The organism is Myroides odoratimimus, from assembly GCF_038039805.1.
In the GTDB taxonomy this organism is placed as follows: domain Bacteria; phylum Bacteroidota; class Bacteroidia; order Flavobacteriales; family Flavobacteriaceae; genus Flavobacterium; species Flavobacterium odoratimimum_B.
On sequence record NZ_JBBPHK010000004.1, the window covers coordinates 26496 to 49404 of the forward strand.

Annotated in this window: 20 protein-coding genes; 8 read left to right on the forward strand and 12 right to left on the reverse strand. The window is 35.2% G+C overall.

Features of this window, described 5'->3' with window-relative positions; genetic code table 11:
• Nucleotides 1-39: 39 nt before the first annotated feature.
• On the forward strand, nt 40-1614 hold the full coding sequence (locus AABL85_RS04985; protein WP_341309369.1) for a hypothetical protein: 1575 nt from the start codon (nt 40-42) through the stop codon (nt 1612-1614).
• A gap of 19 nt (nt 1615-1633) precedes the next feature.
• On the forward strand, nt 1634-3208 hold the full coding sequence (locus AABL85_RS04990; RefSeq protein WP_341309370.1) for a hypothetical protein: 1575 nt from the start codon (nt 1634-1636) through the stop codon (nt 3206-3208).
• A gap of 199 nt (nt 3209-3407) precedes the next feature.
• On the opposite strand, the gene AABL85_RS04995 is transcribed toward AABL85_RS04990, so the two are convergent.
• Nucleotides 3408-3710, reverse strand: coding sequence for a hypothetical protein (locus tag AABL85_RS04995; RefSeq protein WP_341309371.1), 303 nt, complete (start codon nt 3708-3710; stop codon nt 3408-3410).
• 622 nt (nt 3711-4332) lie between these two features.
• Here AABL85_RS04995 and AABL85_RS05000 point away from each other — a divergent pair.
• On the forward strand, nt 4333-4770 hold the full coding sequence (locus tag AABL85_RS05000) for a hypothetical protein (protein WP_341309372.1): 438 nt from the start codon (nt 4333-4335) through the stop codon (nt 4768-4770).
• Between the two features lie 210 nt (nt 4771-4980).
• On the opposite strand, the gene AABL85_RS05005 is transcribed toward AABL85_RS05000, so the two are convergent.
• The 4 genes from AABL85_RS05005 to AABL85_RS05020 form a co-directional block, all read right to left on the reverse strand.
• Nucleotides 4981-5148: a hypothetical protein gene (locus AABL85_RS05005; RefSeq protein WP_286413910.1), complete on the reverse strand. Its 168-nt coding sequence runs from the start codon at nt 5146-5148 to the stop codon at nt 4981-4983.
• 7 nt (nt 5149-5155) lie between these two features.
• A complete protein-coding gene (locus AABL85_RS05010) occupies nt 5156-6493 on the reverse strand; it encodes a c-type cytochrome (RefSeq protein ID WP_286436828.1) in 1338 nt (445 codons plus the stop codon).
• Nucleotides 6486-7946 (reverse strand): c-type cytochrome, encoded by a 1461-nt coding sequence (locus AABL85_RS05015; protein WP_286413906.1) that lies wholly within the window; start codon nt 7944-7946, stop codon nt 6486-6488. The genes AABL85_RS05010 and AABL85_RS05015 overlap by 8 nt, the downstream gene beginning before the upstream one ends.
• Before the next feature lie 127 nt (nt 7947-8073).
• Nucleotides 8074-8961, reverse strand: coding sequence for an AraC family transcriptional regulator (locus AABL85_RS05020; RefSeq protein WP_341309373.1), 888 nt, complete (start codon nt 8959-8961; stop codon nt 8074-8076).
• Between the two features lie 126 nt (nt 8962-9087).
• Between AABL85_RS05020 and AABL85_RS05025 the strand changes: the two genes are divergently transcribed.
• Nucleotides 9088-9510 carry a GNAT family N-acetyltransferase gene (locus tag AABL85_RS05025; RefSeq protein ID WP_155092194.1) on the forward strand — a complete coding sequence of 141 codons (423 nt, stop codon included), beginning with the start codon at nt 9088-9090 and terminating at the stop codon, nt 9508-9510.
• 152 nt (nt 9511-9662) lie between these two features.
• Nucleotides 9663-11861 (forward strand): B12-binding domain-containing radical SAM protein, encoded by a 2199-nt coding sequence (locus tag AABL85_RS05030; RefSeq protein WP_341309374.1) that lies wholly within the window; start codon nt 9663-9665, stop codon nt 11859-11861.
• 79 nt (nt 11862-11940) lie between these two features.
• Here AABL85_RS05030 and AABL85_RS05035 read toward each other — a convergent pair whose 3' ends face one another.
• The 5 genes from AABL85_RS05035 to AABL85_RS05055 all read right to left on the reverse strand — a co-directional run bounded on the left by AABL85_RS05035 (nt 11941) and on the right by AABL85_RS05055 (nt 17049).
• Nucleotides 11941-12324, reverse strand: a complete 384-nt coding sequence (locus AABL85_RS05035; RefSeq protein WP_341309375.1) for a DUF3784 domain-containing protein — start codon at nt 12322-12324, stop codon at nt 11941-11943.
• 1 nt (nt 12325) lies between these two features.
• Nucleotides 12326-13237 carry an alpha/beta hydrolase gene (locus AABL85_RS05040; protein ID WP_341309376.1) on the reverse strand — a complete coding sequence of 304 codons (912 nt, stop codon included), beginning with the start codon at nt 13235-13237 and terminating at the stop codon, nt 12326-12328.
• 23 nt (nt 13238-13260) lie between these two features.
• The gene (locus AABL85_RS05045; protein ID WP_341309377.1) at nt 13261-13848 is read right to left on the reverse strand and encodes a hypothetical protein; all 588 of its coding nucleotides are present in this window, start codon (nt 13846-13848) and stop codon (nt 13261-13263) included.
• Nucleotides 13849-13870: 22 nt separating this feature from the next.
• Entirely contained in the window at nt 13871-14155 is a 285-nt protein-coding gene (locus AABL85_RS05050; protein WP_286413889.1) for a DUF2089 family protein, read from the reverse strand.
• A gap of 161 nt (nt 14156-14316) precedes the next feature.
• A complete protein-coding gene (locus AABL85_RS05055) occupies nt 14317-17049 on the reverse strand; it encodes a hypothetical protein (protein ID WP_341309378.1) in 2733 nt (910 codons plus the stop codon).
• Between the two features lie 307 nt (nt 17050-17356).
• Between AABL85_RS05055 and AABL85_RS05060 the strand changes: the two genes are divergently transcribed.
• On the forward strand, nt 17357-18097 hold the full coding sequence (locus tag AABL85_RS05060; RefSeq protein WP_341309379.1) for a YggS family pyridoxal phosphate-dependent enzyme: 741 nt from the start codon (nt 17357-17359) through the stop codon (nt 18095-18097).
• A gap of 80 nt (nt 18098-18177) precedes the next feature.
• Here the strand turns inward: AABL85_RS05060 and AABL85_RS05065 are convergent, their stop codons facing one another.
• Nucleotides 18178-19155 carry an EamA family transporter gene (locus tag AABL85_RS05065; protein WP_286436838.1) on the reverse strand — a complete coding sequence of 326 codons (978 nt, stop codon included), beginning with the start codon at nt 19153-19155 and terminating at the stop codon, nt 18178-18180.
• Between the two features lie 489 nt (nt 19156-19644).
• Nucleotides 19645-21501 (reverse strand): molecular chaperone HtpG, encoded by a 1857-nt coding sequence (htpG, locus tag AABL85_RS05070; protein ID WP_341309380.1) that lies wholly within the window; start codon nt 21499-21501, stop codon nt 19645-19647.
• A 173-nt stretch (nt 21502-21674) separates the two neighbouring features.
• On the opposite strand from htpG, the gene AABL85_RS05075 reads away from it, so the two are divergent.
• Both AABL85_RS05075 and AABL85_RS05080 read left to right on the forward strand, forming a co-directional pair.
• A complete protein-coding gene (locus tag AABL85_RS05075) occupies nt 21675-22133 on the forward strand; it encodes a lipocalin family protein (RefSeq protein WP_286413877.1) in 459 nt (152 codons plus the stop codon).
• Between the two features lie 29 nt (nt 22134-22162).
• Nucleotides 22163-22870 carry an OmpA family protein gene (locus AABL85_RS05080; protein WP_041889457.1) on the forward strand — a complete coding sequence of 236 codons (708 nt, stop codon included), beginning with the start codon at nt 22163-22165 and terminating at the stop codon, nt 22868-22870.
• Nucleotides 22871-22909 lie beyond the last annotated feature (39 nt).

Here is a 22909-nt window from a genome sequence, read left to right on the forward strand (position 1 = left end):
AAAGAAGAATCGTTGTAAGAATACAAAAAACAAAAACAAATGAGAAAAATATTATTATGTCATGGAGTAAGACAATGCATTTTCGTTTTGCTTGTGTTGTTTGTCATAACTAATAGTGCATTAGCTCAGGTTACGGTTGGTACTGGTGAACCTGCTGTAGAAGGATCTCTTTTACAGTTAAAAAATTTAGAAAATAAACAAGGTACAGAAGCAAATGCCAATAAAGGACTTATTCTACCGAGAGTGGATTTAACCGATGTGGAGATGTTGTATCCTATGTTTGAACCTGGTTATGATAAAAGTGTTCAGGATGTGGCTCACGCAGGCTTGGTTGTTTATAATATGAATGAAGATTTACAAGATGGTAAAGGAAAGGGAATTTATGCATGGGATGAAGAAAAGTGGGTTTTTATTGGTGGGCCAGGGAAAATATTAGAATTGGCACTTAGTACTGATCAACTATTTCTGTGGGAAAATAGCTCAACAGGGGAAGTGACATTGACAGCTAAAAAAGATGGTTTAGCATGGGAGAAAAGTGTTGAAGGAGACGTAGGTAGCTCTACATTTAAAAGTGTTACAAACGGCAAAGTAAGTACATTGTCATTTACGAGAAGCGAGACCGTTTTTGGTGATGAGATTTATACTTTTAGATTGGTTGATAAGCCTGAGGTTTTCACACAGTTAAAAGTGAGTAATTTGAATTTAGTACTTAGTAAACCAATCATAAGAGTTGGGTCTGGTAGTGTAGATGGCGCAATAAATTCATCGAGTATTGTTACGGCTTATGGAGGAGGAAGTGCTAACTGGGAAGTATTCGATTATGATCGAAACGCTTTCAATTGGACGAAAGAACCTAAAAATGTAAATGGCCATCTTCAGTTCGAGTTAGGAGTTGCTAAAGCAACAGGGGTTGTACGTGGTAATATACAAGTTCGTCATCTTGATCAACCTGAAATTGTGAGAACTATAGTGGTAGAGCAAAATGCTAATTATAGATTACTACCTCCATTTGACTATTTGGTTATGGAGTATGGATATGTAACACCACCAAGTGACGGAGGTAAAACAGATATTGATTCTGCTACTGAATTTATGAATACAAATGTAGCTAAAATTGATGGGAAGGTTGTTGGTTACTTTTATTTGAATGAGTTGAAAGTAGACAATAAGACTTTATTAGTATATCCAGGAGATGATAGAGTAAGTGGAGGTGAAAATCCTTATGCTGATATTCCTAATTTGAATACAGTCTTACAAGGGTATCCTGAAAGTTCTACTCAGTTTGAGTTCGGTATGTCTGCAAGGTGGACTGACTATGGTAATTCTACCCCACTAACTGCTCCAACTAAAATCACAATTAAAGTGTATAAAGGAGGGCAAATGGTGATAGATCCAAAGAATGATAAACGATTTGTAAACATGCTTGATGGAAAAGAGCAAATGCCAGTCTTAAGTTTTGAATCAGATCCTAAAGATGTAAGAGTTAGACAAGGTAGTGATCCTATTATTAGCAAGGCAGGTTACCGAAAGCTGTATACTCCTATGTATAAATTAGAATATGATTTAATAGATAATACTGGAGTATTAATACCATGGAATTCATTCGATGAATAATTGTAAAAATAAAAAACAAATGAGAAAAATATTATTATGTCATGGAGTAAGACAATGCATTTTTGTTTTGCTTATGTTGTTTGTCATAACTAATAGCGCATTAGCTCAGGTTACGGTTGGTACTGGTGAACCTGCTGTAGAAGGATCTCTTTTACAGTTAAAAAATTTAGATAATAAAACAGGGGCTGAAGCAAATGCCAATAAGGGACTTAGTCTACCGAGAGTGGATTTAACAGATATGGAGATGCTATATCCTATGTTTGAACCTGGGTATGATAAAAGTGTTCAGGATATGGCTCATACGGGCTTGGTTGTTTATAATATGAATGAAGATTTGCAAGATGGTAAAGGAAAGGGAATCTATACATGGGATGGAGAATCGTGGGGTTTTATTGGTGGACCAGGGAAAATATTAGAATTGGCACTTAGTACTGATCAACTATTTCTGTGGGAGAATAACCCAACAGGGGAAGTGACATTGACGGCTAAAAAAGATGGTTTAGCATGGGAGAAAAGTGTTGAAGGAGACATAGGTGTCTCTACATTTGAAAGTGTTACAAACGGCAAAGTAAGTACATTGTCATTTACGAGAAGCGAGACCGTTTTTGGTGATGAGATTTATACTTTTAGATTGGTTGATAAGCCTGAGGTTTTCACACAGTTAAAAGTGAGTAATTTGAATTTAGTACTTAGTAAATCTGTCTTAAGAGTAGGGTCTGGTAGTGTAGATGGCGCAATAAATTCATCGAGTATTGTTACGGCTTATGGAGGAGGGAGTGCTAACTGGGAAGTATTCGATTATGATCGAAACGCTTTTAATTGGACGAAAGCACCTAAAAACGTAAATGGCCATCTTCAGTTCGAGTTAGGAGTTGCTAAAGCAACAGGGGTTGTACGTGGTAATATACAAGTTCGACATCTTGATCAACCTGAAATTGTGAGAACTATAGTAGTAGAGCAAAATGCTAATTATAGATTACTACCTCCATTTGACTATTTGGTTATGGAGTATGGATATGTATCACCACCAAGTGATGGAGGTCAAACAGATATTGATTCTGCTACTGAATTAATGAAAACAAATGTAGCTAAAATTGATGGGAAGGTTGTTGGTTTCTTTTATTTGGATGAGCTGAAAGTAGACGGTAAGACTTTATTAGTATATCCAGGAGATGATAGAGAAAGTGGAGGTGAAAATCCTTATGCCGATATTCCTAATTTGAATACAGTCTTACAAGGGTATCCTGAAAGTTCTACTCAGTTTGAGTTCGGTATGTCTGCAAGGTGGAATAACTATGGTAACTCTAAACCACCAACTGCTCCAACTAAAATCACAATTAAAGTGTATAAAGGAGGGCAAATGGTGACAGATCCAAAGAATGATAAACGATTTATAAACATGCTTGATGGAAAAGAGCAAATGCCAGTCTTAAGTTTTGAATCAGATCATAAAGAGGTAAGAGTTAGACAAGGTGATGAACCTATTATTAGCAAGGCAGGTTACCGAAAGCTGTATACTCCTATGTATAAATTAGAATATGATTTAATAGAAAATACAGGGGTATTAATACCATGGAATTCATTCGATGAGTAATGGTATAGATGTTACAATTATATGAAAAAGCGAAAGGTTGGAGAACTCTCCGACCTTTCGCTTTTTTTTGTATTACGTATCGTATATTATATCTGTGCTAACAGTGGTTTAGAGAGATGCATTCACATGAAAATCTATTAAAATTAAGAAACGAATAGTCTCTGCTAATAGCATAAACTGTTTGTGGCATAATGTATGTTTACTGACAGTACCTTAATGTAGAGATAACAGCTGTTTCTAAACAGGTAAAGGACTTACAGTTCTCTTTATACAGTGGTGCTTCCCAGTTGTAGTTAGCAATAACTTGTACGCTAAAGTGTCCATTGATATCAAACTCTGGATACCAGCCAATATCAAGTATGATCTGGTTGTCAAACGCTGCTTGAAGCAAATCTTCTTTTAACTCATCTATTACCTCAGCAGGAAAATCATTAAAATTTAAATGAGATAAGGAGTCATACGTGATGATACCTTTATGTTTTTCTATAAGTAACTTTATCATTTAGAAGATGTATTTGTTGTTGAACATATTGCTTGTTATTGAACTCGATTTTGTAAGAGGTCTATTATAAAGGTTGATATGGTGTTATAAAATTCATTTTAGTAATTGAATTACCCTGGTTAAAAGTACTTTATTTTAAAAGAATTATATTAGTTAAAAATGTACTTTATCTTTTGAAGAATAAAAAGCATAAACAAGTCTATAGTTAAAATCAGGGTTATGAACAACAAGTGTACAGTTATAGTAGGATGAGACAAATCCTAATTTGACTGATCGCATAGTGGTCGCATAGTGATGGGATAGTGGTCGCATAATTTTAGCCAATTTTAATGCGACCACTATGGTATCACTTGCCCATAATATTACTATCGTAATAATCTTTTTAATAACAGAATAGTTGGAGGTGGAAGTTTATGGATATTGAGAGATTGTATTTAAATGATTTTGTTAATGGACGATATCTTATTTGAACATAATTTTTGGCGATAGAGTAGGTGTTTTCTTATCCCCGATTATAGCTAATTATGCCAAGTTTATAGTTATTTGATCTAGTATACGGCTAGAAAATTTTATTTATAGAGGTTAAAATCTTTTCTTTGAAATAATTAAACTCTTTAACTAGATGATTGCACAAGAAAAGAGATTGTCCTATCAGTATTCATTAGGACATCTGATACTAAATATATTGTTGACCATTCTGTTTTGTAGTATTGCTACAATCAGTCATGATGTTGGAGATTATTGGTTTGTGATTATAAAGTATGTAATTACGGTGTTAGTTACATGTATAACAGTGAGTCAAGTTATATACCTCTGTACTGCTTATATAAGGGAAGATAAGCTGGTACTCAAAAAGTATTTTAGAAGTGAGAAACACTATACAGCTAAGCAGTTAGTCAACGTCAAAAAGTATAATCTTGGACGTATTCACCTTATCATGGTATCTATGAAGAGTACAGATGGAAGCATAGAAAGATATATGATTATGAATATCTACGCATGGTATGCACAGTCTGTATATGATGCCAAAGAGGAATTGATAAAATGGTCTGAGAAGTAAATAACAGAGTTGTAACCTGAAGTGGAGGGAATAAAAATATCCCCCATTAGAATAGATAAGGTATTGGGAACAGTGATGTAAGTAATCTATAAAAAAGAGAGTTTTGGGAGCATTCTCTTGATATGACAATAATAGATCACCTTACAGGAAATACAATACTTATCTACTAATGAGGGATACAATGTGCGCAGTGCTGGGGAGAACACTGAGTTAGTAAAGACCTTTTATAAACTGATAGTCTTTTTCTTCTTTAATTTCTTTTTTCCACATCTCCTTATTCTTAGAAGAGTAGAGGTAGATTTTAATCACCTTAGAAATGATAACACCTGAGACGATCAGGATGGCTAAGATGAGAAATAGTGATATCGTAATAATCATAATCTTCTTATTTAATGTTTAAGATATATTGAGTCAGATCTTCCATATCCGTATCATTGATCTGAGGGAATGGAGGCATCTGTGGTGCATCAGGACGTTTCTTACCTGGAGACTTAATCCACTTGATTAGATCCGTTTTATTGTCTGCATATATTTCTTGCATTTCTGTCACAGGAGGCCCTACTAGTGGTGTCTTCTCTTTATGACAGGCAGCACAGTAGCTATTAAATACTGCTTTACCCTTAGCTGTATTATCACCAGAAGCTTCGGCAGTTGCTATCGCTTGTTTTTCTTCTTCTTGTGCATTAGCAGCTTGTTCTCTTGCTTCTTTGGATGCTTGTTCAAATTCGGCTGTCTTTTGAGCCATCAGTTCTCGGTGTGGATTAATGGCATTGGCTCTATAGACATGACGTCCACTTCCCATGAATACGACTACAATCCCCATAGAGATTACTATTCTTCTGAAGTATCTGTCTAGTTGGTCATCTGTACCTCTTAGTGTTTTTATCATATAGTACACTGCATATACAGCTACTGCTACACCAGATAAGATCACTCCCATCATAGCCCAACTAAACCCTTTGGCAGGTAAAGTAGCCATCACGATAGGACCAAATAAAAACTGAGCTACTGATGCTCCTAATGCTAACTGATACCCAAGACGTTTAACCTTCGCTCTAGTGAATACTTTAAAGTATTCTTCAAAAGGATAGTTCTTACGTCCCATATACCAAGTGATAAATAGACCTGTCAGGGCTAGTGATGCACAGATAAAATGGAAGTATCTAGGGAATACATTTGGCAAGGCTAAAGCAGATAAGAATCCTCTTACACTCATCCATTTCTCAGGGAATAACATCAGATTGATATTCACTAAGAAGATTAGGGGAATGAATAAGAACATAATCACTGCTAGAGCATTGATAGATATGTGTAACAATTTCATATTTGCCATTGCTTCCCAAGTGTACTTGTGTAAGTAGGTCAATAGGAAAACAATCGCTACCATAGGGATAATCAATATCCACATAATCCCTGTCAAGGAGTTAGCTGTGTAAAAATAAATGGTGTACAGTGCATTAATACTCAGTAGGGGAGCTACCCCTAGTACTACAGCTAATGATTTGTTTACTGTTATTGTCGCAGCTATTTCTTGTGCTAGTACATCATATTCTTTGTTTTTAAGTCCTTTTATTTCTGCCCATAGCGTAGCTATAGAACCTCCTACCATTAAGTTTACAAACACAATATGTGCTAAGAATGAAACTACTAATAGAATAACTAGTAACCACTCTGGTAATGGTAAGTCTAAGGGTATATCTTTAGGTAATGGAGTATTATTCATCTTTGTTATTGTTTAATTTTTGTTCTATAAAATGTTCTACAGAGTGAGTAGGGTTAAGATGTGCTCCAGCACTCTGTGCCCCTTCTAGTGTCGCACCACTCTGTTGTAAATAGAAAATATAATGTGCTAGTGCATCTAGTTCTTCTTCGTTACCTGGATAAGGAGGCATATAGGTTCTACCGTTGTGCATATTAGGTATATACGCTTTCATCGAGTTGATATCTAAAGGCTTGCCTATTCCATACATTTTTTCGAAGACGAATATGATAGAGTTAATCCCCTGACTAGTATGACATCGAGAACACGCTATCATAAATACATCTTTACCAGCCTCTAGTTTATTCTCTTCTGTAATCTCTGTGATAGAGGTATAAGTAGAGTGCTTTAGTATACCGTCTCGCTGTAGCAGAGGATAGTCTTCTTCTCTGATCAGGTTAGAGTACATATAGTTACCAATGACATAAGGCTTACGGATAAATTCTCGTACACGTTCGAATATTCCTAAGAAACCAAGTGATAGTACAAAAGGAATAATCACAATAATAAGATTGACTTTCTTAGGTTTCCACAGTGTCCAAATTGCTAACAGAGCTAATGAACTTGTCGCTATAAGTATAATGTATTTTAATAAATCATAGTATTTAGCAAAGTCCATAGTACCTACCGCAGTACTCATATTAGCAGTCATCGCATCAGGTATCACGTTATAGTAGTAAATAGAAGCTAGAATAGATAGTGGCAACCATAGTAATACCCATATAGCAGTAGTCTTAAGAGCTGTAGGTCTGATCGCACTAGACTTCTTAGTGAACAACATAATCAGTAAGAAACCAAAGGCTCCTGCCACGACCATAGCAGTTGGTGTTCTAAATAATAGCTGAGGTAAGTAAATAGGGTTAGTTAATGCACTTACTAAAGATTGTTCTTGTATCCAGTTACCAGGATCCATCATAAATCCTAATATCGCTACGATAATAGCCATAGTCAGCCATGAGAATCCAGAAAGGAACCAACCGAATCGGATATGGCGTTGTTTAGCACGCAGAGATTTATTAGAGTTTTTCCAGGTTAAGAAATAAATCATGATAAAAACTACTTCTAATACGAATACAATCCATTCTGTAAACCATCCCCAGTAGAAAACGCGGATTAAACTACCGATAGAATTAGGACTAATTAGTGCTGCTGAGAACCATATACCGACTCCTGTCATCGCTCCCATCGTGGTTGTGATCACAAAGCCGACCATCATCATACGGTGTACCATCTTATCCCAGGCAAGATCAGTAATGTCTTCTGGTCCACTTTTGACTACTCCTTGTTGTTCTAATAATGTAATATAGGGCAAGAACCCAACGGCTAGCCCATGGTTTATAAATACGTGAATAATCGCTATCATCGCAATGAGGAAACGATCGTTCAACCAGTCTAAATGAAATAGAGGGAAATCCATAATGTATTATTTTTCAGCAAAGTTAGAACCCTACCTACTGAAATATATTACACTAAACGTGGTGATATTTATACTAATCAATTTAGAATAGTGTGATAAAAGCGAATTGTATTTAAGTAATCAATTTTTAGTTCTGTTTTCTGAACTCTTCAGGGGATAGTCCTGTGTTCTTTTTAAAGAATCTAGAGAAGTAAGCATTGTTCTTAAAGTCGAGTTCATAAGAGATTTCTGTAATCGATAAATCGGCATTGACCAATAATCGTTTACATTCTAAGATCACTCTATTACGGATAACTTCACCTGCTGTTATTCCTACTACCTTTTTGCATAAAGAGTTGAGGTGATTAGGAGTGATGTGAAGCATATCGGCATATTCTCCAGGTAATCTTTTTTCTATAAAATGATCTTCTACGAGCTTTTCAAAATTCTTGATAATGAAGTGCGCACCCTTAGTCTCATTAGGTTCTTCAGGCTCAAATACTTTCTTGACTAAGAATAGTTGTGTCTCTAAGAACAGTTCTAACATTAATACTTTGATATAGTCTTTCTGTAAGGGTTGGTTCTCTAAAGAGGCATAATACATCTTTTCGAACTTAGTGTGTAGTGTCTCATAGCACTTCTCACAAGAGAACTTAGAGTACTGAGCATTTCCTCCAAAGAAAGTAAACTCCTTTAGATAATTCGGGTTAACTAAGAATGTACGTAGAAAGTTATCATTGAAATTGATAAGAAACCCTTTTGTACCAGGTTCGAATTCCCATTTGTGTACTTGTGAAGGGTTCAGATAAAATAAACATTTCTCCTCAATAGAGAATTTCTCAAAGTCAATAGAGTGTATTCCCTTCCCTTCTGCTACAAATAGAATTTGATAGAATGCATGTCTATGAGGAGCAGACACCATATTCGGTCTATTAGAAATATACTCTTCTAAGCGATATATCACACAGTCTTGGGATATATTGTTATTGTCAAGTAGGTTACAGATGTTGTAAATTGGAATACTATTGTTCTCCATATTTCTAATATTTTAGGCAAAGATAGGAATATGTTAAATTCTTTAAATGGTAATTGAATAGAAATAAGTTATGGTATGATTAAGATTTAGTACTTTAGATTAGTATAAACTGAAACACGAATTAGGATGGAAATAAAGATAACTACAGAGATAGATGATCATAATGCAATGGCGATTAAGGAGATATTATCTTCTTATAATGTAAGTCATACGACACATTTATCAGCTTGTATTAATGAGGCATTAGAGATTACTTTAGTGGAAGAAGGAGAGGTGATAGGCGGGATATTAGGCCGTTCACTATGGGGGACGTTAGAGATACAGAACCTCGCTGTGAAAGAGAGTCATAGAGGACAAGGTCTTGGGAAGAAACTCATGTTAGTAGCAGAGCAGGTAGCTGTAGAGCGCAACTGTAAATACATATCACTTAATACTTTTTCGTTTCAAGCTTCTGACTTTTACCAATCTTTGGGGTATGAGATTTTTGCAGAAGAGAAGGATTATCCTTTAGGGTATTCTAAGATATATCTGCGTAAGGTGTTGATGTAGTGTTCTCTGAAAAAGAGGTAAGAACTTTTAGTACTGTGTAATGTGTTGTTTTATAGTTTGTTAAATGTTGATTAAATAAGAAGTAATGCATATCATATACAGTTTTTTACTCGGTTGAATAGTAGTATCTTTGCACTCCAAAATTAGATATAGTGAATACAACAATTGCTTTTATAACTCCACCGTTTACCCAGTTAAACACACCTTATCCAGCAACTGCTTACATCAAGGGATTCTTGAATACTTTGAATATTGACAGTTATCAGGCTGATTTGGGAATAGAGGTTATATTGAAATTGTTTAGTAAACAAGGATTGATAGACTTGTTTGATTATGTACATGAACACATAGAAGAAGTATCTCCTAATATACATCGTATTCTTGCTTTAGAAGAGGATTATATCTCTACTATCGATGCTGTTATTGCTTTCTTGCAAGGAAAGAACTCTACATTAGCACATGCTATCGTACAAGAAGATTACCTTCCACGAGCATCTCGCTTTGAACAACTAGAAGAATTAGAGTGGGCATTCGGTACAATGGGAATACAAGATAAGGCGAAGCACTTATCTACACTGTACTTAGAGGACTTGTCTGATCTCATTGTCGAGACAGTAGATACCAACTTTGGGTTTAGTAGATATGCTGAGCGATTAGGTCGTTCTGCTCATACCTTTGATGAGATGTATGAAGCACTACATCAGCCTTTGACTTATATCGATGAGATTACCCTTGATCTATTACAACAGCTAATAGATAAGACTAATCCTAAGATAATGGGATTCTCTGTACCCTTCCCAGGTAATTTATACAGCAGTTTTAGATGTGCTCAGTACATTAAGAAGAATTATCCTCATATCAAAATCACGATGGGAGGAGGGTTTCCTAATACAGAGTTGCGTTCGTTAAAAGATGTACGTGTATTTGAATTCTTTGACTTTATCACTTTAGATGATGGAGAGGCTCCACTGGAGAACTTGATTCTATATGTAGAAGGAAAGATAACACAAGAGGAGTTAAAGCGTACGCTTATCGCTAAAGATGGTGAGGTAGTGTATATCAATAATCCGCTGAAGCGCGACTATAAACAGGCTGAGGTAGGTACTCCTGATTATTCAGACTTACTGCTGACAGAGTATATCTCTGTGATAGAGGTGGTGAATCCTATGCATCGTATGTGGAGTGATGGTCGATGGAATAAACTAACGATGGCGCATGGATGTTATTGGGGTAAGTGTACTTTCTGTGATATTAGTTTAGACTATATCAAGGTATATGAACCAATAGCGGCTAAGCAGATTGTAGACCGTATGCAGACGTTAATTGAGCAGACGGGAGAGACAGGCTTTCACTTTGTCGATGAGGCAGCACCGCCAGCCCTAATGCGCGAGGTAGCGTTAGAAATCATCAGACGTAAGCTAACAGTATCTTGGTGGACGAACATCCGCTTTGAGAAGAGCTTTACGAAAGACTTGTGCTTATTATTAAAAGCTTCAGGATGTGTGGCAGTATCAGGAGGATTAGAGGTAGCCTCAGATCGATTATTAAAATTAATAGATAAGGGAGTTACAGTAGAACAGGTAGCTCGTGTGAATAGAAACTTCACAGAGGCAGGTATTTTAGTACATGCTTATCTGATGTATGGTTTCCCAACACAGACGGCACAAGAGACAATAGACAGCCTTGAGATGGTGCGTCAGTTGTTTGAAGCAGGAGTAATGCAATCGGGCTTTTGGCATCAGTTTGCGATGACTGCTCATTCACCAGTAGGTATGAACCCAGAGGAATACAAGGTAGAACGTGTACATGCTGAGATGGGTACATTCGCTAATAATGATGTGCCTCACGTAGAGATGAACGGAGCTATACATGATAAGTTCTCGTATGGACTAAAGAAATCACTGTTTAACTTCATGCATGGCATGTGTTTTGACTGGCCGTTAAACGAATGGTTCGATTTTAAAGTACCTCGTACAAGTATAGCTTCTGATTATATTTTTAGCTGTTTAAACAATGAACCACTAACGGTGTGTAAACCGAATCAAAAGGTACTATGGTTGGGGACATTCCCTTATATCGAATACTTCGAAAAGAAGAAAAAGAACAGAGTGTTTGAGATGGCTCAGTTGGTGTTTTATACCAAGAAAGAAACTATTGCTGTAGATGTGGATAGAGTAGTGGGAGATTGGTTTGTACACTTTGTAGAGACATTAAAAGAGAAAGCATCACAAACAATGACGTATCAAGAAATGAAAAAGAGCTTTGAGGAGTTTACGAATGAAGACTTTGAACCATTCTGGTATTCTAAACCAGCACAAGCATTAAAAGATATGGCACTACTAGTGCTTTAGATATAGAAAGCCTCGCATTTGCGAGGCTTTTTTAGTTATAGTTGTTTAGAATGTATTATTAAACAAGCCTTTGTTTTTTTTAACTAATAAATGGTAAAACAACACAGACAAATAAAGTAATGAAGTATAGTACCCATTCATACCAGCGCATAGGATCTGAAGAATACTTTAATCTCGTATAAATATTTGAAATCAATAATGGGAGTACACTGAAAATAAGTATGATAAAATGTATAAACTCTGATACATCAATAAAATAGAAGACTATTCCTAAAAGAGCTAATACTATACCCGTACAGCGGATTGTTCGGTTAATTATATTAACAGTAGAGGTGATGTCATAAAGCTTTTTGCGCTCTTCTGATAATGTATTGTAACCTGCTAACATACTGTCAGCATTAGTAGGTGTTAGAAGAAAACTAATTCCTATATACATTATAGCGATAACAAAATATACGGTCATATTATTTCTTTATAAAATTAACAATAATAGGTACTAGTTCAGCGTGAAGAGGCACATCAGGCTTCTTGTATAATGCTAAGTTCTCATCCTCTTTTACAACTGTTTTTAGTACATGATTCATTCCTTTTATTGTCACAAGAGTTGCAGCAGGTACAGCTTGTTTTAAGTTGTCTCCCTGATCTGTCTTGACCTGTAAGTCCTTATCCCCTTGTAAGATTAAAATAGGTTGTTTTACTTTTTTAAGTTCTACAGTAGGATCGTACTTCATCCAAGAGATAAGGTAAGGCTGAACAGAAGTGCGATATAAGCTTTGTAGTATAGGAGGGATGCTATCTACTATTTCGCCTTTTCTAAGTTTAGCATGAATGTCTTCTATTGATTTCGCAAAGAAAGGTGCTTGCGCTGTTATCTGTTTATACAGTGTTTTATCTATTGTCTCTCCTGGCCCTTGTAGTGAGATAAGCTTAGATACAGTACTATTGTCTTGACTAGCCAATGTAGCGACTAAAGCTCCTTCGCTATGTCCTATCAATACAATATTTGGATAGTCCCTTTTGAAGTAATCAATAACAAGGTTGAGGTCTTTTACGTTATCATCAAAAGTTACATCAGCTTCATTCATTGTCTGGTTCTTCATTTGAGCAAACATCCTCTTGTTATACGTGAAGGTGTTGATACCATTCTCTTTTAGCCCTTGAGCAAGATACTTATACGAGTTCGCATTTACCCCTGCAGGGCTGTTCCCGTTCTTATTAGTTGGACCAGAGCCCGCTATTATAATGGCAAGTTGTTTACTGTCTTTATTAGCTAGGTATAAGTCACCATCAATTTCACTGTCTATCTGAACAGCTGTTTGTGCAAAGCTAAATGAAGTAGCAAAGCATACGATAAGTGTAGTTAATAGTTTTTTCATAGTGTTGTTGTGTTGGTTAATGATTAATATTTGTATGCTATCAGTTTAGATACTATTTCTGCAATTAGTACGGCAGGAATTAGAAGAATTAGATGGGAGTTCTTTTTAGTATTCGTAGCAGTTTTATAGCCTTTGTAAATTAAGATTCCAATAAAAATAAGTGCCCCAAAAAACAAAAGCGCTCCTACACCAAGTACAATTAAATTAATCATAGGCAAATTTGAAATTGCTGCTGGATTGTCGATGTTAGCAATGATATATTCGCCAGTTTCTTGATTAACACCTCCAATATTTGTAATCAAAGTAAAGTAAATGGGAATACGCGCTATTAAACTAACATTTAGTAGATCTATAATCCGTGTTTTCGTAGGTTGTAATAATGAGAGCAGATAAAGAAATAAAGTTAAGCACAAGGTATTGACAATGTTGTCAAGTAAAGGTTGATACCATAATACTTTACTTCCAACATGCATATCTATTACTCCATCAAAACGAGCATGAGTTAAGTAAGCAAATAGTGAACTGATTAAGATTGTGCTTATTCCAATCCATAATAGCGTTTTTTCCTGAATTGTTTCAAATGGTTTTGTAATGTAGTTTTTGAGTGTCATAAGGTTGGTTGTTTATAGTGAGTTATTCTTTTTTCTGTAAGTGTTGGATATGTTCTATCATATCATCTAGCTTATTTCGGACAGTAGGGTAACTGATGTTCATCTGTAAAGCCATTTGTTTTAGACTCCCACTGTTTAAAAAGAAGGCTAAGATAAACTCCTGTTCCTCTTTACTCAGCTGTAAGAGTAGGGGCAAAGAGAAGTTACCATTGACGATAGTCTGACAGTGCTCACAAGATAGCTGAGTGACCTTTAGTTCACTTTCACAACTGGGACAATGTATAGGTAGTTTGGGTTTAATTGACATAATGTGAATTGTTTGTTTAATTTTATTGAAGTCTAATTTAATAAAATTAATATTTATATCAAAATAGTTGATTAAAATAAAGAGGGATGATACTTCTATAAACAAAAAAATCCCAAGTATTATACTTGGGATTTTTTTTGTTTATAGAATTTATAGGTCTCTTAGTATGCAGATGCAGGTACAGGCACCTCCGCTGCTACAGCAGTAGCAGCTGCATCTACTGCATAGTCATAAGGACTACTGTAGTATGACATTACATTATACTCATTGTTTGGGTATAAGTTTTCTAGTTTTATTTTTTTACTAGCCAATGGGTTTAAACTATGATCTCCTTTTTTAACTTTCGCTTCCATTTTAAATACTTCTTTATTATCATCAGTATTCAGAATACTGATCGTATAAGTACCTTTCTTATTATTTAATACAGTGTACTTAGAAGTATCTTGAGAAGTTTCATATGAATAATAATAGCTGTATGGTTCATAATTAAAGTCAGTTATAGCTACAGAACCATCTACTAATGTTCCTTCTTTAAAAGTAGCTTGATATTTCACTTTACCATTTTCATAGTATTGGTATGCTCCATCTAGCTCACTATCTGTAAGATTGTATTTATACACGATAGCTTCTGTTTCTGGATTATAGATAGTTCTTTCGAATGAAGTAGAAGTTCTATAATTCTCTTCCATCAGTAAGTTCGTAGGTGAATAAGCATCATCCACGTTGTAAACTTTTACATAAGTTAACGCTCCATTCTCAAAACCTTTCGTGGTGTAGTTTATATACGAAGCTTCAGTTAATACTCCTTCATAAGGAACTCCTTCATTGTAAGTCAGCGTAGATAATACCTCTCCTTCACTATCATAGTATGTAGAGACACCGTGTATCACATTGTCTTTATACTCACTAGATGATTTAAGAGTACTGTTCTCATAAGACTCTATTTTAGTAAGATCACCTTTATCATCATAGTAGTTGATATTGATAACCTCATCTCCACTAGAATATTGAATAGTCTCTTTGCCTATTTTATGTCCGTTTTTATAAACAGTTTCTGTTTTGTAATACGAGTCTATGATAGTCACTGTTCCTTCATAAGGAACACCATCTTTATAAGTAGCTGTAGAGATTACTTCTCCTTTTTCATTATAGAATTTTCCTTGCTTATTATAGTCGATATCAGCTTGTAAGAAATAAGAGTTAGTAGCGTATGAGTTACTACCTGTTTTTAATGCATATCCCTTTTTAGAAAGAAGGTTCCCACCTTGTAATTTCTCTATAGAAGTTATTTGTTTGTCATAAGATAATTCTATACGAGTACCTGTCTGAGAGATATAGTCATACGTACCTATTTCTTTTCCTGCTTTGTCGAAATGTGTTTCTTTTACAGGAGAATAAGAGTATGAGTTAGGCGAATAAATAGATACCTTTGCCTTTTTACCATTGTCATGATACTCTACTTCTTTGATTAACGCATTGTTAGAATAGTATGACTCTGTTGATAATACTGCTTTATCAGTATTTGTATCATAATCAGCTTGATATACTAATAATTCTTTTTCATACTTAGCAACAGTAGAAATTAAATCATTAGATAATACATATCTAGTACCAGTAATATATGACATCGAACCATAGATAGGATCTAGTTTAAAGTCAATACGACCTATCTCTTTTCCCTTTTGATCATAGTATACAGAAGTATTGTTTTTTGTAACCTCGAATACCTTGCCATTTTCATACGTTTCTGTTCTTTCTACTAATTTGCTATTCTTATAAATAGAGACTACATTATCTGCTATCATAGTCCCTTCTTTAGGAGTATATCCATCCTCGTTATAAGTGATTTGTCCTTTAGAACTACCATCTTCATTGAAGTATTCTACTTTCTGGATATAACTCTCTTCATTGCTATACGTAATAGACTTCACTACATTCTTTTTAGGGAATGTATAGTATTCTTTTACCTGTACAGGTACATTTTGTTTATAGGTATAGATAGAGTAGATTTCATCAGGATGACTATCATATGTATTGAATATGTAGTTAGTTCCTTCCTGATAAGTAGAATATCCATCGTCTTCTAATTTACTCGTAAAGGTACCTAGTTCTTTACCAGACTGATCATAGTACACATCTGTTGTTACATTAGCCACAGTTGTAGATTTACTCTTCACTTTTCCTGTTGTATAGTAAGCTACAGTAGAGACTAGAACACCATCACTATATTCGCTGATAGACTGTACCGTGAAGTTGTTGTAGTCTAAGGTAGTCACATACCCTGCATAAGGTGTCCCTCCACTATAATTAGCTTGCTGCTTTAGCTCTCCATTTACATCGAAGTATTTCTCTTCTGTGATATAATTATTCTCATCGAAGATATAAGCGACATAGTTCTTTTCATTCTTAGGGTTTATAATCTCATAACGAGTATATATACCTCCCTCAGCTTCTACATAGATATACGTTCCTTGCCAGTTATAGATAGCCTGACCATCTTGGATCATATTATCGCTATAAGTACATATATATTTATTGCCATTACGTGGATCTATAGTCTCTGCCTTAGTGATCATATTATCTTGATCATAAGTATAAGTAGCGTCTATTTTTCCTTCTTTGTTATAATAGTTTACAGCTCCTGTATATAGAATATGTCCTCCTTCTTCAAGAGTTCCATTTCCTTTACTTTCTATTTTTTTAGAAGCCGCATTATACACTTCTATTGATTTTAATGTAGGTTCGCCTTTGATATCTTTTGCAATTTTAAAAGATTCAGCATTCTTTTTAGCTGTTACATAGTCATAGCTATCTACCCAGATAGTATCTCGTGCTACCTGACTGAACATCGGTGTAGAGAATAAAATGGCTAATGAGAAAATCTTTTTAATCATAGGTTCTTTTTTAAATGGTTTTGTTTGTGTTTTATAGATGGTAAAAGTAAAGAAGTCTCTTTTATTATTTTCACATATTGGCAATATTTTATGTTCTGTTTCGCAAAATCACTATTTTCAGCGAGTCGCTTAGTGAACATCTGGACTAGCTTATATTATTAAATCTGTGTTATCTATTTGATCAAAAGGAATATTACATTTGTACTAACAGTAATGGATAATAGTCTAAAGTGAAATCTAACTGTTGTTTAGTTCATGATATCCCTTAGTATCAATCTTTGGGATATCCTTTTTTAAATCGAGAAGTATGAAAACTAGAATAAAGGATAATTTAGCAAGTATAGAAAAGCGTATTACAGCAGCATGCGTACACAGTGGTCGTTCTAGAGATGAGGTGCAGCTACTACTCGCTACTAAGACGGTAGATGCAGATAGAATAAAGATGGCTATAGAGGAGGGATATCCTCTGATAGGAGAGAATAAAGTACAAGAACTAAGGGATAAGTATGAAGGTATAGGTACAGATAACTGTACTAGACATTTTATAGGACATCTACAGACCAACAAGATTAAAGATATCCTGAAGTATGGTGTGACTTGCATAGAGTCTATAGACCGCATCAGTGTAGTAGAGAAGTTACAACAACTCCTAGAAAGAGATGATAGAACTATAGATGTATTAATCCAAGTGAATACTTCTGATGAAGACAGTAAGTTTGGGGTAGCACCAGAAGCAGCTATTGATTTTATAAAAGAAGTAGCTACGTATGATCGATTACATATAAAGGGGCTAATGACAATCGGGTTATTCAGCGCAGAGGAGAGTTTAGTACGACCTTGTTTTAAAATATTAAAGAAAGTACAACAAGAGGCTATAGCACTACAACTGCCTAATGTAGAAATGAAGGAGCTCTCTATGGGAATGAGCCATGATCTAGAGATAGCGATAGAAGAGGGGGCTACCATCGTGAGAGTAGGTACTGCCATCTTCGGCGAACGTATCTATCCAGATAGCTACTACTGGAACGAAGAGAAAAGTATAAAGTAACTCAATCCAATAAAAAAGCCTTCTTTTGATTAGCAAGAGAAGGCTTTTTAAAATTATATATAAAAACTACAATGAGGAGGTTATTCCACTACCTCAATTTTTTTCTTTTTAAATAATAGGTTGCTATTCATCAATACGATAGCTCCTAGTATCATTAATATTCCCATCCATTGAATGAAGATAACTTCTTCTTTTAGAACAAAGAAAGCTACTGTTACTGACGCAGGTAGTTCTAATGAAGAGATAATACTACCTAGGCCAACTCCTGTCAATGGGAATCCCATATTCAAGAATATCGGAGGCAGTACAGTACCAAATAAGGCTAATACAAGTCCCCATCCATAGAAGATACTCCAGTCAAAATCACGGATACCAGAAGTATTGTCAGAGAACATCGTATAGAAGCTCATCATCGCATCAGAGTTATTAGGTCCTATCTGTGTAATGATCACAAAGATAGATACGATAGTCGCTGCACCGCATAGCATAAACATACTGCGCTTAGGAGCAGCTAAGTGATTAGCGATACGCCCTGAAGCAAATAACGTAGTAGCAAAAGAGCACGCTGCCATAAAACCAAATATCACTCCTCTAATATCTAACTTGATTTCACTAAACAATACATTAGTCGCTAGTACTGTCCCTGATAAGATTAAGATAACAGAAACTATTTTTAGTAGATTAGGAAAAGTCTTAGTCGCAATACTGTCTAATACGATACCGATCCACACAGACTGCATTAAGAGAACTACTGCGATAGAAGCATCGATATAGCTCACAGCCATATAGTATAGTACAGAAGTGAATCCCATAGAAGTACCCGCTAAGATTAATTGTCTAATATCTTTAGAAGTCGCCTTTTGCTCATCACTAGACTTCTTGCGAAGCATATTGATTAAGGTCACACAGATCAATCCAATAAGTACTTGAGACAATGTTACTTCTGCAGTCGTATATCCCTGTGCATAAGCCAGTTTTACGAACGAAGCTAACATACCGAAACTAGACGCTCCGATAGCAACTAAGAAAACACCTTTTGCTGTATTTTGTTCTTTCATTTTTATTACTTTTTGCGTGGCAAAGGTAGTCATATTTTTCTCAGCAGTCTAGGACAAATGTCTAGCGAGATGCTTCTGTTAGGAATTAAAAATGTAGATTTAGAAATGCTTGTTTTAAGGCTTCTCTAAGTTGTCTACACCTCGTTTGGCTTGCACTTTCTAGGGGTTTGCTAGGAGAATCCTTGGAGTTTACTTGCCTAGAAGGCCGTTTTATCGAAGGAATGTGCAAGAATACCCCTAGCAATGTGCTAGTATAATAAAACGAGATAGAAAGATTAGTGATTAAGAACCGTAGTGGCTGTACTGTGGAAAGGGAGAAATGTAGTCTGGGCTAAACCATTTAAAATTAAGTAAAAGCAACAGAAGCACAGTTGAAAAAGAGGTGCAGAGGATAATGTAAAATGAGTATTGTAAAACTGTAATCCTTAATATTAAATAAAAAAAGCCCATAACAGCGATGTTATGGGCTTCTCTGGAAGTGCTATAATCTTATTTCAGATTGTTGAAATTTCTTTTTACAAAGGCAGTAAGTTCTTCACCTTTTAATAAACCTTGAGATAGTTTTGCAAGGTCCATTGCTTGTTTGATACTTTCTGTTCTAGTTGTTTCATCAGTGTTACTAATGATGTTAGATGCTAGAGGAGAGTTTGTGTTCACCACTAGGTTATACATCTCAGGGAAGTTACCCATACCGAACATACCTCCACCACCTGACTGGCTCATCTCTTTCATACGACGCATAAACTCAGGCTGTGTAATGATGAATGGCTCTGCTGTGCTATCCATAGCTTCTAGCTTCACAGTATATTTATCCTTAGGTACGATATTCTCTACGATCTCTTGTAATGATTTTTGTTCATCTTCAGATAATCTAGAGATTTCAGAATCCTCTTTCTTAATCAAGTTATTGATATGGTCAGAGTCTACACGTACGAAAGTTGTTTTCTCATTATCACTTTCTAACTTTTGGATCAAGTGAGATACGATAGGAGAGTCTAGTAATAATACTTGGTATCCTTTCTCTTGTGCAGCTGCGATATAGCTGTGTTGAGCATCTTTATTAGAAGCATATAAGATTACTAGATTACCATCTTTGTCAGTTTGGTTATCTTTAGTCGCTTCTTTTAATTCTTCTAATGTATAGAATTTATTATCTACAGTAGGGTAAAGCATGAATGCTCCAGCTTTTTCGTAGAACTTCTCTTCAGATAACATACCGTATTCTAGTACGATTTTGATATCATTCCACTTACTTTCGAAGTCTTCTCTGTTTTCGTTAAATAACGATTTTAACTTATCCGCTACTTTACGAGTGATATAGTTAGAGATCTTCTTCACATTACCATCTGCCTGAAGGTAAGAACGAGATACGTTCAATGGGATGTCTGGAGAGTCGATTACCCCTTTTAACATTGTCAAAAAGTCAGGAACGATACCTTCTACATTATCCGTTACGAATACTTGGTTTTGGTATAATTGGATTTTGTCTTTTTGCATTTGAAGATCAGCATTTAACTTAGGGAAGTATAAGATACCTGTAAGGTTAAATGGATAATCTACATTTAAGTGGATATTGAATAAAGGATCTTCAAATTGAGTAGGGTATAGCTCTTTATAGAAGTTCTTATAATCTTCATCATTTAAATCAGCTGGTTGTTTTGTCCATGCTGGGTTAGGGTTATTGATAATAGTATCTACTTCTACTTTATCCTCTCCTTCACCTTCTTCATGTGTACCGAACTTAATAGGCACAGGCATGAATTTATTGTATTTTACTAATAATTCACGGATTTTATAGTCTTCTAAGAAGTCTAGTGAATCCTCCGCAATGTGTAATACAATCTCAGTACCTCTAGTTGTTTTGTCGCATGCCTCTAAAGTGTACTCTGGGCTACCATCACATGTCCAATGTGCAGCAGGCTCATCTTTAAATGATTTAGTGAAGATTTCTACTTTATCCGCTACCATAAAAGCAGAGTAGAACCCTAGACCAAAGTGTCCGATGATACCTGTGTCTTTAGCCGAGTCTTTATATTTCTCTAAGAACTCTTCAGCTCCAGAGAAAGCTACTTGATTAATGTATTTTTCTACTTCTTCTTTAGTCATCCCTAGACCTTGGTCTATGATGTGAAGTTTTTTATTGTCTTTGTCTATTTTAACTTCGATAATAGGATTTCCGTACTCTACATTAGCTTCTCCTATACTAGTTAAATGTTTTAGTTTTAATGTTGCATCGGTAGCATTAGATACTAACTCTCTTAAAAAAATTTCGTGATCACTGTAAAGGAACTTTTTAATAAGTGGGAAGATGTTCTCCACTGTAACGTTAATTTTTCCAGATGTCATAGTTGTATGTTTAATGTTATTTGAATTTTTAATATTTTTACAGTGATGTTAGGACAAAAAAGATACCAAAGCAAAAAGAGTGTCACTTTGTCAGAAAACTTAAGGTTAACTTATTTCTTTGTAACTTTGAGATTAGTATCGTTCAAAAAAAATGTAACAATAATAAAAGATCTATGAAAAAATTAGTATTATTTGGTGCACTGGCTCTTGCAGTAGCATCGTGTAAACCTACTATGGATACCAAATCTCAGGTAGGGATAAAAGGGAATTGGACTTTAACGGATATCAAGCACATCGGGGGTGAGTTCGTAAAAGTGAGTTCATTTAATATTGCTGATTCACAATGTTTTATTGGGAGCCAATGGAAGTTTGTTTCTAACAATAATACAGGTATAGTAGAATTGACAAAAGGAGGAGACTGTCCTAGTTTTGCAAGTGACTTTAAATGGACTATTACTCCGAATGGTAACTTCGAATTCAAATTCGTAGATGAGGGTGTCAAAGCTAAAAATGTGACAACAGGATATTCTCTACGTGTAAAGAATCAAACAGCTAATACATTTGAATTAGTTGATAAATTCTATGCAGGTGGACAATCGTATGATGTGACATATCGCTTTACTAAGAACTAATTACCTTTTATAACAAAACAATAAAAAAGATGAAAAAAACAGCCACATTTATATTAGCAGGAACATTATTAATCTCTTCAGTATCTTTAACAGGATGTGAAGCTGCTAAAAACTCTAATAAAACACAACGCGGTGCTGCTATCGGTGCTGCAGGTGGAGCTATTATCGGAGGGATCTTAGGTAACAATATCGGCAAAGGCGGAAACGGTGCTTTAGGTGCAGTACTTGGAGGTGTAATCGGTGGTGCTGCTGGAGGAGTGATCGGAAACAAGATGGATAAGCAAGCACGTCAAATCGAAAACACTGTACCTGGTGCTCAAGTAGAACGTGTAGGGGAAGGAATTAAATTAGTGTTAGGAGAGAATTCTGTAAACTTTGATTTAAACTCTTCAACATTGACACAAAGAGCAAAAGATAATTTAGATAAGTTAATTACAGTATTTAAAGATCCTGAGAATCAAGATACAGATATCGAGATATATGGATATACGGATAATACTGGTAGAGAAGAATATAACTTAAGCTTATCTAAAAAACGTGCAGCATCTGTAAGACAGTATTTAGCATCTAAAGGAGTAGCTGCTAATCGTATGAAGACAGATGGTTTCGGAGTAGCTGATCCTATCGCTTCTAACGATACAAAAGAAGGACAAGCTAAGAATAGACGTGTAGAGTTTGCGATTAAAGCAAATGATAAAATGATCAGAGACGCTTATAACGAGTCTGGTTCTTACTAATCAGATGGATATAATACAAAAAAAGGTTCCTTTAAGGAA

What these genes read in the sequence shown, in the direction of transcription:
- AABL85_RS04985 (WP_341309369.1), top strand. Translation starts at nt 40, where the DNA reads ATGAGAAAAATATTATTATGTCATGGAGTAAGACAATGCATTTTCGTT.
- AABL85_RS04990 (WP_341309370.1), top strand. Translation starts at nt 1,634, where the DNA reads ATGAGAAAAATATTATTATGTCATGGAGTAAGACAATGCATTTTTGTT.
- AABL85_RS04995 (WP_341309371.1), bottom strand. Translation starts at nt 3,710, where the DNA reads ATGATAAAGTTACTTATAGAAAAACATAAAGGTATCATCACGTATGAC.
- AABL85_RS05000 (WP_341309372.1), top strand. Translation starts at nt 4,333, where the DNA reads ATGATTGCACAAGAAAAGAGATTGTCCTATCAGTATTCATTAGGACAT.
- AABL85_RS05005 (WP_286413910.1), bottom strand. Translation starts at nt 5,148, where the DNA reads ATGATTATTACGATATCACTATTTCTCATCTTAGCCATCCTGATCGTC.
- AABL85_RS05010 (WP_286436828.1), bottom strand. Translation starts at nt 6,493, where the DNA reads ATGAATAATACTCCATTACCTAAAGATATACCCTTAGACTTACCATTA.
- AABL85_RS05015 (WP_286413906.1), bottom strand. Translation starts at nt 7,946, where the DNA reads ATGGATTTCCCTCTATTTCATTTAGACTGGTTGAACGATCGTTTCCTC.
- AABL85_RS05020 (WP_341309373.1), bottom strand. Translation starts at nt 8,961, where the DNA reads ATGGAGAACAATAGTATTCCAATTTACAACATCTGTAACCTACTTGAC.
- AABL85_RS05025 (WP_155092194.1), top strand. Translation starts at nt 9,088, where the DNA reads ATGGAAATAAAGATAACTACAGAGATAGATGATCATAATGCAATGGCG.
- AABL85_RS05035 (WP_341309375.1), bottom strand. Translation starts at nt 12,324, where the DNA reads ATGACCGTATATTTTGTTATCGCTATAATGTATATAGGAATTAGTTTT.
- AABL85_RS05040 (WP_341309376.1), bottom strand. Translation starts at nt 13,237, where the DNA reads ATGAAAAAACTATTAACTACACTTATCGTATGCTTTGCTACTTCATTT.
- AABL85_RS05045 (WP_341309377.1), bottom strand. Translation starts at nt 13,848, where the DNA reads ATGACACTCAAAAACTACATTACAAAACCATTTGAAACAATTCAGGAA.
- AABL85_RS05050 (WP_286413889.1), bottom strand. Translation starts at nt 14,155, where the DNA reads ATGTCAATTAAACCCAAACTACCTATACATTGTCCCAGTTGTGAAAGT.
- AABL85_RS05055 (WP_341309378.1), bottom strand. Translation starts at nt 17,049, where the DNA reads ATGATTAAAAAGATTTTCTCATTAGCCATTTTATTCTCTACACCGATG.
- AABL85_RS05060 (WP_341309379.1), top strand. Translation starts at nt 17,357, where the DNA reads ATGAAAACTAGAATAAAGGATAATTTAGCAAGTATAGAAAAGCGTATT.
- AABL85_RS05065 (WP_286436838.1), bottom strand. Translation starts at nt 19,155, where the DNA reads ATGAAAGAACAAAATACAGCAAAAGGTGTTTTCTTAGTTGCTATCGGA.
- htpG (WP_341309380.1), bottom strand. Translation starts at nt 21,501, where the DNA reads ATGACATCTGGAAAAATTAACGTTACAGTGGAGAACATCTTCCCACTT.
- AABL85_RS05075 (WP_286413877.1), top strand. Translation starts at nt 21,675, where the DNA reads ATGAAAAAATTAGTATTATTTGGTGCACTGGCTCTTGCAGTAGCATCG.
- AABL85_RS05080 (WP_041889457.1), top strand. Translation starts at nt 22,163, where the DNA reads ATGAAAAAAACAGCCACATTTATATTAGCAGGAACATTATTAATCTCT.